Annotated in this window: 8 protein-coding genes; 5 read left to right on the forward strand and 3 right to left on the reverse strand. The window is 40.7% G+C overall.

Going from position 1 to position 13574, the window contains the following annotated elements:
* The gene (locus HQN86_RS17630) at positions 1–1557 is read left to right on the forward strand and encodes a flotillin family protein (RefSeq protein WP_172662226.1); all 1557 of its coding nucleotides are present in this window, start codon (positions 1–3) and stop codon (positions 1555–1557) included.
* A gap of 70 nt (positions 1558–1627) precedes the next feature.
* Here the strand turns inward: HQN86_RS17630 and HQN86_RS17635 are convergent, their stop codons facing one another.
* From HQN86_RS17635 to HQN86_RS17645, 3 genes are all read right to left on the reverse strand, one after another.
* Positions 1628–2233: a GIN domain-containing protein gene (locus HQN86_RS17635; protein WP_172662227.1), complete on the reverse strand. Its 606-nt coding sequence runs from the start codon at positions 2231–2233 to the stop codon at positions 1628–1630.
* A gap of 162 nt (positions 2234–2395) precedes the next feature.
* Positions 2396–3019 (reverse strand): HAD family hydrolase, encoded by a 624-nt coding sequence (locus HQN86_RS17640; RefSeq protein WP_172662228.1) that lies wholly within the window; start codon positions 3017–3019, stop codon positions 2396–2398.
* Positions 3020–3029: 10 nt separating this feature from the next.
* Positions 3030–3695, reverse strand: a complete 666-nt coding sequence (locus HQN86_RS17645; RefSeq protein WP_172662229.1) for an O-methyltransferase — start codon at positions 3693–3695, stop codon at positions 3030–3032.
* Between the two features lie 101 nt (positions 3696–3796).
* Between HQN86_RS17645 and HQN86_RS17650 the strand changes: the two genes are divergently transcribed.
* From HQN86_RS17650 to HQN86_RS17665, 4 genes are all read left to right on the forward strand, one after another.
* Positions 3797–5971 (forward strand): GH92 family glycosyl hydrolase, encoded by a 2175-nt coding sequence (locus tag HQN86_RS17650; RefSeq protein ID WP_172662230.1) that lies wholly within the window; start codon positions 3797–3799, stop codon positions 5969–5971.
* Positions 5972–6104: 133 nt separating this feature from the next.
* A complete protein-coding gene (locus HQN86_RS17655) occupies positions 6105–8831 on the forward strand; it encodes an amidohydrolase family protein (protein WP_172662231.1) in 2727 nt (908 codons plus the stop codon).
* The gene (locus HQN86_RS17660; RefSeq protein ID WP_246269679.1) at positions 8761–10131 is read left to right on the forward strand and encodes an amidohydrolase family protein; all 1371 of its coding nucleotides are present in this window, start codon (positions 8761–8763) and stop codon (positions 10129–10131) included. Before HQN86_RS17655 ends, HQN86_RS17660 begins: the two co-directional genes overlap by 71 nt.
* Positions 10132–10350: 219 nt before the next feature.
* Complete coding sequence (locus HQN86_RS17665) at positions 10351–13548, forward strand: TonB-dependent receptor (RefSeq protein WP_246269682.1); 3198 nt, start codon at positions 10351–10353, stop codon at positions 13546–13548.
* The last annotated feature ends 26 nt before the right edge of the window (positions 13549–13574 follow it).

Consider the following 13574-nt stretch of genomic DNA (forward strand, 5'->3'; position numbering starts at 1 on the left):
ATGGAAAACATCTTACAATCACCACTTACCATCATCGTTGTTGCCGTTATCGTTATTTTTGTAATGCTATCGGCGTTAATTGCCCGCTACAAAAGATGTCCTTCAGACAAAATTTTGGTTATTTACGGAAAAACCGGAGGAACTTCGGCCAAGTGTATTCATGGCGGAGGCGCCTTTATCTGGCCGGTTATTCAGGATTTCGCGTACCTTGACCTTAAGCCGATTTCAATTGAAGCGAACTTAGTAAATGCGCTAAGCCGTCAGAACATCAGAGTTGATGTTCCATGTCGCTTTACAATTGCCATTTCTACAGAAAGCGACAGCATGAACAATGCTGCTGAACGTTTGCTTGGCCTTGCTGCACCGGAGATACAGGAATTGGCCAAGGATATTCTTTTCGGACAGCTCCGCCTGGTTATTGCCACCATGACCATTGAAGAAATAAACTCTGACAGGGATAAGTTTCTGGATAACATCTCAAAAAATGTAGATACTGAGCTTAAAAAGATCGGGCTTAAACTGATCAACGTTAACGTTACAGATATTAAGGACGAGTCTGGCTATATCGAAGCGCTTGGTAAAGAGGCCGCAGCAAAGGCCATTAACGAGGCTTTGATTAGTGTTGCAGAACAAACCAAAATTGGTGAAACCGGTAAAGCTATTGCCGACAGGGAAAAAGATGTTCAGATTGCCGAGACCCAGCGTGAGCGTGATGTTAAAATTGCCATTACCCAAAAAGACAGGGAAATCAGCATCGCCTCAGCGGTTAAAGATGAAAGAATTGGTAAGGCCGAAGCGGAGAGAGATACGCGTATCAAAACTTCAGAAGCCAATGCCATTGCCGTAAAAGGAGAAAATGAAGCAAAAATAGATATCGCTAATTCCGACGCACTTCGTAGAGAGAAAGAAGCTGAATCGTTAAAAATAGCGGTTTCTGCAGAAAAGGTTCAACAGGCTCAGGCATTGGAAGCATCATACCTGGCTGAACAAAAAGCCGAGGCTGCCCGTTCGGAAAGAGAAAGGGCTACACAGATTGCCAACATAGTTATTCCGGCTGAAATTGCCAAGCAAAGGGCAATTATACAAGCACAAGCAGATGCCGAAACCATTAGGGAAAATGCGAAAGGTGAAGCAGATGCCATCTTTGCAAAGATGGAAGCCGAGGCAAAGGGTCTGTTCGAAATACTAACGAAACAGGCAGAAGGTTATAAAGAAGTAGTAGCCGCTGCAGGTGGCGACCCAACCAAAGCATTCCAGTTATTGCTAATTGAGAAATTACCGGAATTGGTAAAAACACAAGTTGAAGCAGTGAAAAATATTAAGATCGACAAGATCACCGTGTGGGATTCAGGCAGCGGTGCTAGTGAAAACGGCAATTCATCTACCGCCAATTTTGTTTCGGGAATGATGAAAACTGTTCCCCCGCTTAATGATCTGTTTAATATGGCCGGATTAAACCTGCCTAATTACCTAAAAGGCTCGGAACCAACTGATGGACAAGATGCTGCTCCTGCTAAAAGTGAAATAAATAAGGCCGACGAAAGTCCAATGCCGTAAAGCAAGCCGAAGTAAGTTCATAAAAAAAGCCCGGTAATACCGGGCTTTCTCATGGATTAAGCGTTTTATTTTACTTTATTGCCGCTGTTTTATCAGCACTCATAATCACCCCTTCACTTAAATTCTCTGTTTTCAAACTGGCAAAATTATCAAATTTAACATTCTCCATATTACTTGCGATCAAGGTATGCTCATCTGAACTACCACTCATCTTTAACACTGCATCCTCACTGATCACTGTATATAAACTACCCACCCTAGAGTTAATTTTAGCTGTTGCACTTTGACTTAAAAACAACTGAAGATATTTTACATCAAAGTTGCCTTTAGTAACAACTACTGAACCACCTGCAGCTTCTATTCTTTGCAGATCCTTTACAGAAACATTTACCGTAACCTGATTACTTTCTGTAGAGTTGATAAACAAAGTTTCTCCCCTTCTTAAAACTGATGTGTTATTTGCATCGAAGTTTTCATCAACAAAAACTCCTTCCTTATCACTTTGGGTTAATACAATCTTCACATTTCCTGCAACCCAAATTCTGTTGATTCCTTTTGAACTTGTTTTTACTGAAGTAATTTCAATGTTATTGGCAGCTAAAGTTGTCATTGCCGAAGAGGTTAAAAAGATTGCTGCTAATGCTGTTCCGAATAGTGCTTTTGTTAGAGTTTTCATGACTTTATGTTTTAGGATTTTTCTTATTGTTTTTATTAATAAGACGTCACTACTCCCCTTTCGTTTCACCCAAATCCGGCGTATTATACCAGCATCGTGTAACTCACGACAAACTCCCTAAAAATTTCGACCAACGGCTGTAAATATTTTTTAGATATGAAATCAATCGACACTTAAGCCGAGCTGTTCCAGTTTTATTTTGGTGTCTTCATAGTCTGTATGGCAGATTCCGGTTAACCCCAGCCCCTCCGCTATCTGCACAAAAAGCATCCTGTCATCTATATATATACTTGTTTCGACATCACTTTGAGAAATGTCTATAGCAACCTTAAAGATATCTGCATCCGGCTTTCTGAAATGGACAAAACTTGAAGAGATGAAAAAATCAACAAATTCATTTAGTTTGAAAGTACTGATCCGATACTGATTAAGCTCTCTCCCTTCGTTACTGATCACTGCCACCTTTAAGTTATACTTCTTCTTTAGATCGCATATCAGTTTAATCATATCAGGATATGGAAGAGATTTACTGACCATAAATTCTTTAAAATCGTCCTTAGAATAATCCCGGTCTTCATAAAACACAAGCCTATCCAAGTACTCATCAAGCGTAATTTTTCCAACCTCGTAAGTATCAAAGGTGAGGTGATGTCTTTCTTCTACCTCTATAAGATCCAGATTAAATAGTTGCGCTGCTTCGGCCCTTGCCTTCCGGTCCCAGCCGTTAGTGAGTAATACCCCACCTATATCAGTAAAAAGTGTAGTGATTTTTTTGTTCTGAATCATCGTGAATTATTTATTTTACTACGGCAATAGCCATACCATCGTATTCTTTAACGCCAACTGTTTGAAGTATAGTTGCAGTGACATTTTTATTGGAAGCTAACAATTTATTGAAACGCTGCACACCTATAACCCTATCATCTGTACTATTCTCATCAAGTACTTTACCTTCCCGGATCACATTATCGCAAATGATAACCGTTCCCGGATGAGATAGGCTTAATGCCATTTCAAAATACTCAGTATAAGGTGGCTTGTCTGCATCAATAAATATAAGATCAAAAGGTTCTTCTTTGGCTTCCTTTATTTCCAGCATAATGTCCATCGCCTTACCTACTCTTATGTCAACTTTATCCAGGAGTCCGGCATTTTTAATGTTCTGCTTTGCAACATTTGCATGACGGGGATCAAATTCGATTGTAACAATCTTACCATCTTCGGGAAGTGATCTTGCCAGCCATATTGTGCTATAGCCAGCAAGCGTGCCCAGCTCAAGCACTCTTTTTGCATTACACATAAGTGCAATAACCTGCAAAAACTTACCCTGGTTTGCTGTAACGCTGATCTGAGGCATTTCTGCGGTGTCTAAAGATTTTATTGTCTCCTGAAGAACTTCGTCTTCCGGTGCCAACATCTGACTGATGTAATGGTCTACTTTACCAAATATTTCCTGATCCATATACAAATATAAAATTCGCGGCGGCATGTACAATGACAAACCGGGGAGTAATCTTTTCGAAATTTATATATTTGGTAAACAACACAAATGTTTAAATTAAAATGAAACTCAGAATTAAAAACCTAAGCTTAATGCTGATCGTTCTGCTTGCATCTTTTAATGTAAGTAAGGGCCAGAAAACAAAAAGTTTTACCAAGTATGTAAATACGTTTATCGGTACTGCACCACTTACCGATTCAGCGATCCTTGGTTATAACCTACCTAAAGGATGGAGATCGTGGGCAGGACTTACCTTTCCAGGCAGTTCGATGCCTAATGCCATGGTACAACTTAGCCCCATTACAGAATACGGATCGGGCGCCGGATATGAATATGAAGACAACATGATTTATGGCTTTACCCATACCAATAAAGGCCACTGGAATCTTTGCAATATCCCTATCCTTCCTGTTTCAGGAAAATCAACAACTCCAGATCAGGATGGCAAGTTCGGTTCCCACTTTTCTCATAAAAAAGAAAGTTCAGCACCAGGCTTTTATCAGGTATACCTGGATGATTACGATGTTAATGTAAGCCTTACTTCTACATTAAGATCCGGCTATCATAAATATGAATATAAAAACAAAACCGGTCGCAAAATCCTGTTTGACCTTGGCAAAGCAAACAACAGAGTAGGAAATTGGAAAATTGAACAGATAGGAAATACAGATTTGCAAGGGTTTCAAAACGTTGGTGAGGTAATTTATTTCTACGCCAAACTGAACAATAATATCGAAAAGCTGGAAAAACAGGAAGAAGGTTCAAGAAAAGGCTTTGCTATGGTTCACCTGGCAGATGGTGGCAAAGAACCTGTTGAACTTAAAATAGGTTTGTCTTTTGTAAGTACTGAAAATGCTAAAGAAAACCTTGAAAAAGAAATTGGAACTAAATCGTTTAATCAAATCCGTAACGAAGGGACCCAAACGTGGGAAACTATATTATCATCTATTCAGGTAAAAGGTGGAACTGAAAAGCAAAAACAAATGCTTTACTCTTCTTTGTACAGATCTTTGCTATGGCCTGCATTACGAAGCGATGTAAATGGAGAATATACAGATGCAAAAAAGAAACCAGGAAAAGCAGACTTTAACTACTACACAGAACCATCCTTATGGGACACATATCGCAATAAAGATGTGCTTTTAGGGTTGATTTCTCCTAAGGTTGCACTCGATGTAATCAAATCAATGAAGGATGTTGGCGATAAAACCGGATTTATCCCTACGTTTTTCCATGGTGATCATGGCGCTTCATCCATTGTTGGGGCATACCTGAGAGGAATTGACAATTTCGATGTAGAAGGCACTTATAAGCTGCTTTTAAGAAACGCAAATGTATCGCCAGGTGCACGGCCTCATTTGGAGGAGTATATTCAAAAAGGATATATTTCGGATCCTGACATTGCTAATCCGCATGTAGAAACTAAAGCCAATGCAGGGGTATCAAAAACCCTGGAATATTCGTACGATGATTATTCGCTTGCGCAAATGGCGAAGAAGCTTGGAGATACAACCAATTACAGGATCTTAATGGCCAGATCAAAAAACTTTAAAAACATGTTTGATCCCTCCACACGTTTCATGAGGGGCAGATTGCCAAATGGCGATTGGATTAAGAATTTTAATCCTCAGTATCCATACTATGAGTATATGTACAGAGAAGCTAATGCCTGGCAGGTATCTTTCTTTGCTCCTCATGATATCCCGGGATTAATTGAATTGTATGGCGGACCAGTGGGTTTTGAATCAAAACTTGATTCATTGTTTACAGTACCTTGGAACCCTAAGTACATCGCCCGAAATGTAGAAACAATGATCGGTCAGTACTGTCATGGCAATCAGCCAGATCATGAAGCTCCTTTTGCCTATCACTTTATAGGCAAGCCGGAAAAATCACAGAAAATCATCGACAAAATACTGAACGAGCTGTATGGAATTGGCCCTGAAGGCCTGGCACTTTCCGGAATGGATGATGCCGGAGAAATGTCTGCATGGTATGTGTTGAGCTCATTAGGTTTGTACACATTTTCGGCAACAGACCCGGAATACCTTGTAACAGCCCCTCTCTTTGATGAAGTAATTTGGAAAACAAACACCAACAAAACATTAACCATCAAAAAACCAGGTAAAGGACGAGGAATTACTGTTATAAAAGTTAACGGAGTAGAGAACAAAGGTTACTTTGTATCTCATGACCTGTTTAAGAACGGCGGCAATCTAGAAATCATCACAAAATAATGAGCATTCTGGCTAGCTTTTGTAACAAATATGCAAAAGCTAGCCAGAATTTATAGTTTTTAGCCCTGCATACAGGCAACAAGATTTTAATTCCGGCTTTTTTGTAATAGATTTAGGGACTTAACTAAATTTTATGAAGAAAATTCTGCTTAGCCTGGCTCTGGTTTTCTCTGTTACGCTCCTGTTTGCCCAGCAAACTTATCCGGTTAACGGCTCATACGACATCAGACAAGGCACTTACGCTTTCACCAATGCTAATATTGTAGTTAGTGCAAATCAAATTATCCCTAATGGCACATTACTAATTAAAGGGCAAACCATTCAATCTGTAGGAACTGCCACCTCAATCCCTAAAGGATATGTAGTGATCGATTTAAAGGGAAAATTCATATACCCTTCTCTTATTGATGCCTTTACCTCATATGGATTACCTGAAGCCAACCGTGTTTCCGGTCCGCGTCAATCTATATTTACCTCTACAAAAAAAGGTGCTTATGGCTGGAATGAGGCAATAAGACCCGAAACAAAAGCAAACACCTTTTTTGCTGCGGACAGTAAGAAAGCTGATGATTTGCGTAAAGCAGGCTTTGGAACGGTAAACGCAATTAGCAGAGACGGTATTGCCCGCGGAACATCTCTTGCAGTAACACTAAGTGATGAAAAAGAAAACAGCACCATACTTAATCCACAATCGGCAGCGAATTACTCTTTCAGCAAAGGATCTTCGCAAAATGATTATCCAACTTCTTTGATGGGTGCAATAGCCTTACTGCGTCAGACTTATTACGATGCACAATGGTATGGCAAACAAAAAGAAGAATACAACATCTCCTTGGAAGAGTTTAACAAACAACAAAACATTCCTCAGATTTTTGAAGCAGAGGGATGGCAAAATGTACTAAGGGCCAGCAAAATTGCACAGGAATTTGGCAAACAGTACATCATAAAATCTAATGGTGATGAATACCAAAGAATCGAGGCTGTTAAAGCAACCGGGGCAAGTCTTATTATCCCCATTAATTTCATTAAAGCCTATGATGTTGAGGATACTGTTGAAAACAGGAATATAACGCTGGCGCAAATGAAAGCATGGGAAATGGCTCCTACCAATCCGGCAGCGCTGGAAAAAGCAGGAATTAAATTTTCACTTACCACTCAGGGCCTGGAAGCACCAAAAGATTTATGGACAAACATACGCACCGCTCTTGATAATGGGCTAACTCAAAAACAAGCGCTCTTATCACTTACTGAGATCCCTGCCGGGATGATTGGAATAGCGGATAAAGTAGGTACTCTTGAAAAGGGAAAACTGGCCAACTTTATTATTACATCGGACAGCCTCTTTAAAAAGGAAAATATAATAGAAGAGAATTGGGTGCAAGGCAAACGCTTTATTCTGTTTAAAAAAGATGATGCTTTAAAAGACACGACAAACAAAGTGATTGCTAAAACCGCTGAACCAAAGAATAAAGATGCTGTAGGTTCATTAATTTTTCCATTTACCGCCTTTGGCAATACAACACCTTTAAAACAGGAAAGCGTTTTATTGAAAAATGCTACGGTATGGACAAATGAAAAAGAAGGTATTTTACAAAATGCCGATGTCCTTTTAGAAAACGGCAAAATCAAAGCTGTAGGCAAAAACCTAAATACCGGAAACGCCAAAGTAATTGACGCAACGGGTAAACATGTAACACCTGGTATTATAGATGAACACTCCCATATTGCAGGTACCGGAGGTATCAATGAAGGTGCACAATCTGTATCTTCTGAAGTACGTGTGGCAGATATTATCAATTCTGAAGATGTAAATATTTATCGTCAGCTAGCTGGCGGAGTTACTACTTCACAGATTCTACATGGCTCTGCAAACCCTATCGGTGGTCAGTCACAATTGATTAAATTAAGATGGGGCAAGTTACCAGAAGAGTTAAAGTTTGCAGGGGCCGATGGTTTTATAAAATTTGCGCTTGGCGAGAATGTAAAACAGAGCAACTTTGGCACCGGCGCACGATTCCCGGTTACCAGAATGGGCGTTGAACAGACCTTTGTAGATGAATTTACACGTGCAAAAGAATATAAATCAGAACTTGCCAAAAAGGGCAACACTGTTCGCAAGGATCTGGAGTTAGATGCCATAGTAGAGATTCTGGATAATAAACGCTTCATTACCTGTCACTCTTATGTACAGTCTGAAATCAATATGCTCATGCATGTTGCAGATAGCTTAGGTTTTAAGATTAATACTTTTACCCACATTCTTGAGGGTTATAAAGTAGCCGACAAAATGAAAGCCCGCGGTATCAACGCTTCTACATTTTCTGATTGGTGGGCTTATAAAATGGAGGTTGCCGAAGCGATTCCCTACAATGGAAAAATCATGCATAACGTAGGCATCACAACTGCATTTAACTCTGATGATGCTGAAATGGCCCGCAGATTAAATCAAGAAGCAGGGAAAGCTGTTTTATATGGTGGTGTACCCGAAGAGGATGCCTTTAAATTTGTAACGCTAAACCCTGCAAAAATGCTGCACATTGACAATAAGGTAGGCAGCCTTAGGGTAGGTAAAGATGCTGATGTGGTAGTTTGGTCTGATAATCCGCTATCTATTTATGCCAAGGCCGAGAAGACTTTTGTAGATGGTGTTGCATACTGGGATATAGATCGTGATGCCCAGATCAGAAAAGAACAACAATCGGAACGGGCGCGGTTAATTCAAAAAATGAAGGACAGCAAAGACAAAGGCAGCAAAACGCAACGCCCTAAAGCAGAGCAAAAGCACTTGTATGATTGCGAAACATTGGAAGATTATTCTCTTGAACTTAATGAAATGGAAAGGACTCATGACCATGAATAAATACATTTTAACGCTATTGATGTTGCCTTTGGGATTAAGCAGCTTTGCACAAGCCAACATTTCACCGGCAAAACCTCAGGATAAAAAGACCATTGTGATGGGTGCGAAGCTTCATGTAGGCAATGGAAAGGTTATTGAAAATAGCTACCTCATTTTTGATAAAGGAAAAATTACAGGCGTAGGAGATGCAACAGTTGCCCGTATTGATATGACTGGCTCAACAGTAATCCACGCAAACGAAAAACACATCTATCCCGGGTTTATTGCTCCCACCACCAATCTTGGGTTAATTGAAATCAGTTCTGTTAAAGCTACGCTTGATTATAACGAGATTGGGGATTTCAACCCACACATCAGAGCTTTGGTGGCTTACAATACAGACTCTAAAGTACCTGCTACTGTAAGAAGTAACGGTGTACTAATGGCTCAGATAACTCCACAGGGCGGCACAATATCCGGCAGCTCATCAGTAGTACAGCTCGACGCCTGGAACTGGGAAGATGCTGCTATCAAAAAAGATGATGCCATGCATTTGAACTGGCCTGTAACGCCAAAATTCAGGAACACTGGTAATAGACCTGTTGTTTCTGCCGATGTGCTTAAAGAACGTACACACAACCTTCTAAATGCCCTTGATCAGTTTTTTGCTGAGGCAAAAGCCTATGCCGAAACAGATAAACCTGCAGTAACAAATACAAGATTTGCAGCGATGAAACATTTGTTTGATGGCAGTCAGCGACTGTTTATTACCGCAGCAGGCGAGAAAGACATCATTGCAGCGGTTAAGTTTGCCAAAAAATACGGCATTACGTCTGTTATTGTAGGTGGCGATGAAGCTTATTTAATTACCAGTTTCTTAAAAGAAAACAACATAGCAATTATAGTAAATGAGCCCCATAACTTACCCGATTCTGATGATAGTGATGTAAATATGCCTTATAAGAATGCTGGGGTATTGGCCAATGCAGGACTCGATGTAGTGATGGGTATGCACAGTTATTGGCAGCTAAGGAATCTTCCTTTTATGGCTGGCACTATTGCTGCCTGGGGTTTAGATAAAGAAAAAGCTTTACAGACCATTACATTAAACACTGCAAAAGTACTAGGAATAGATAAAACGGCTGGAAGTTTGGAAATTGGTAAAGATGCGACTTTCTTTATCTCCGCTGGTGACGCCCTTGATATGAAAACCAATAAAGTTGAGCAGGCATTTATTCAGGGCAGAGACATTAATCTGGATAACCTCCACAAGCAGCTGGACAAAAAGTTTAGTGATAAATACAATGCTGGGAAGAAGTAGCTCGTGTCGTCTCGACGTAGGAGAGATCTCTTGAACTCTGGCATAATCAAGAGATCTCTCCTACGTCGAGATGACGAAAGCTTTAAACTCCTGTGATTGGTAATCTATTTCGTAGCATCATTAATATCCAAATCGTTGCAGAATTTCTTAATATAAATCTATTTCTGAGCTAATATTCCAACCCTAATTTCGTCATCAAAAATCAACCTACTAACTCAGATGATGAAAAATTTACTATGTACAGCTCTCCTGCTTCTATTCTGTTGCTTTGCCCAAAATAAACTCCTGGCACAAACAACACAAACTTCAATATCAGGAACCGTTACTGATACTCAAAAAAAACCTGTTCCGGGCGTATCTGTCAGGGTTCGTAATGAATCTACAGGATTTAACACCTCCACCACTACCAACAGCAATGGTGTGTATACCTTTAAAGAACTTCCCCTTGGGAAACCCTACACTATTACTGCAACTTATGTAGGTTTTGGCGACCAAAAAATAACCGGCTACTCATTAAATCAGGGTGATGCCCTGAAAATCAATATCACCATGCAGGATGCAGTAGAAAACCTGGCAGTAGTAGAGATTGTAGGATCAGGACTTAAAAACAAAACTGAAAACCTCGGTGCTGCAACCACCATTACGGCCAGAGACATTGAGAAACTTCCTGTTAACGGCAGGAATTTCACCAATCTTATGGACTTGTCTCCTTTAAGCCGCGGTGGCACAATATCTGGCCAGCTGGGCTCTTCTACTAATTACACTATTGATGGTATGACGGCTAAGAATCCAACTTCAGCAGGTTCTACCACCAGCCGAAGCGGTGCACCTTATTCTTTATCTATGGAAGCTGTCCGGGAATTTCAGGTAGTTACCAACCAATATGACGTAACCTTTGGCAGAAGTGGCGGTGGGACCATTAGTGCAGTAACCAAATCGGGTACGAATACTTTTAGTGGAGGAGCATTTACTTATGGCCGGGCAGACTGGCTGGCAAGTCCTTATGCAATCAATGGCAACAAACGCCAATCTGATTTCTCTACCTATCAATATGGATTTTCATTAGGCGGTCCGATCATTAAAGATAAACTGCATTTCTTTGCTGCATGGGACCATCAGCGTGATGCAAGGCCTTTGATGATTGCCAATCTGGAAACCGACGCCGATATTACTCGACTGAGGATTACTCCTGCCACACTAAAAGAGTTTGTGGATATCGCCCAGGATAAATATGGGGTAAAGGGACGCCAGACTGGAGAATTTGATAAGCTACGCGGTTCAGATGCAGGTTTTGCAAGAATCGACTGGCAAATCAATGAGAAAAACCTGTTGACAATCAGAGACAACTACACCAATGACCGCAACAAGCAGGGCCTGGAAGACAATAGCCCGATCAATTTGTACGAATCTTATGGAAATGACAAAAACGTAGATAACAGCTTACTGGCTACTTTACGTTCATCCATCAATTCCAAACTAACCAATGAGCTAAAGGTACAGCATTTGTACACCTACCAATTAAGCAGTCCAGGTGATCAGTTGCCTGCCGCAAACATTCCAAGAGCCGTTGTAGAAAACGTAATTTCAAGTATTAATGGAGCCAATGCAGCAACAAATATTCAGATAGGTGGTCACCGTTTTGCACAGGAAGGTTTTACTAATAATGTATTACAGATTGTAAATAACCTGTATTACAACACAGACAAGATTAAATATACTTTTGGCGCAGACCTAATGTATACCCGTGCACATTCTGTTTACGGAAGTGAGCTGAACGGCAGGTTTTGGTTTAGAAATACCGCAGATCTGGCCAATCCGGCAAACAATAGAACTGCCTTGCAGAATTTCAATGACCTTAAACCATACAGATACACAAGGGAAGTGCCTTTAGTGGCCGACCCAAGTGTAACTCAGGGAATCTTCAATACCGCTCTTTATGGACAAATGCAAACGAAGCTTGCAACGGGCCTGGAGATGACGGCAGGTATTCGTGCCGATTACAGTTTCTACCCTGCTGCGCCTCTGAATCAGTTGGTTCTGGATGAGCTTGGTTTACGCACAGACAACTCGCTGTCGACTTTCCAGATTCAGCCAAGACTGCAGTTCACATGGGATGTGAATGAGGAGCACAGGGATTTCATCAGGCTTGGTGCTGGTATCTTTGGATCGGACATCAATAATTACATGACGATCAACAACAGGGTATTTGACGGAACGCGCATTGCCTCAGTTGATGTGAGAGCACCGAATGTGCCAATACCAAATTTCATAGATTACCGCAATAACCCTCAGAATGCGCCCGGACTGGAATTGTTTGACATCCCGGGTGTTAACAAACTTCTCACGATCAACACTAACGCAAGTGATGCCCGCGTGCCAGTAGTTTATAAAGCAAATGCTTCTTACTCACATTTTATTAATGAGAAATTTAAAGTCACTATAACAGGTTTTGCCACATTAGGACGCAACAATTACGTATACGTAGATCGCAATATGGCAGTAAATCCATTCTTTAGATTGGAAAATGAAGGCGGCCGAGGTGTGTACGTTCCGGCAGCAAGTATTACCAACGCTGCACCAGACTGGCAACAGGGGCGTATTAGTCAGAAGATCGGTAGGGTATTGGAAATGAACAGCAAGGGGCGTGTAAACCAGTTCGCAGCAGTTCTGGATGCTACTTATCAATACTTTAAAGACGGAACAATCACCTTTAGCTATACATTAAACGATACCAAAGACAATACTTCTTATAATGGAAACGTAGCGAATACCGCGACACTAGCCTTACCTGTAAAAGATAATCCAAGAGACCTGAGTAAGATGAGTTATTCAGACAACCACTTCAGACATAAAATTGTATTCTATGGCACACTACCTACCTTCTATGGGGTAAGTGTAGGTATTCGTTATTCAGGTATCGGTGGCACACGCTATTCTCTATTGTCGGGCGGTAATACTAATGGCGACTTTGTTTCGGGAACAAATGATCTTGCTTTTATTTTCGACAGGAACAACACTGCTGTACCAGCCAACATTCAAACTGGTTTAAAGGCCATCATGGATAATCCTAATGCAAGTCAGAGCCTTAAAGACTACATCAACAGGTACAGCGGTCAGATCGCTGAGCGGAACGGCGGTATCAACGGGTTCTATGGCATTTTTGATCTTAGAATCAGCAAGAAATTTAAAGTTTATAAAACCCACAGCATTGAAATTTCAGGAGATCTTTTCAACGTAGCCAATCTCTTGAATAAGAAATGGGGTGTGAACGAATCAATGGGAAACCAGGCACTATATTCAGTTAATTCGTTCAACAACACAACCAACCAGTTTGTTTATAACGTAAACAATTCTGGTATTGCCAATCCATCAGGCAATCCTTATCAGGGGCAGATCGGTATCCGCTACGGTTTCTAAGCTTTCGATCTCAAAAACAAGAAGGG

It is taken from the genome of Pedobacter panaciterrae, from assembly GCF_013204795.1.
GTDB classification, from domain to species: domain Bacteria; phylum Bacteroidota; class Bacteroidia; order Sphingobacteriales; family Sphingobacteriaceae; genus Pedobacter; species Pedobacter panaciterrae.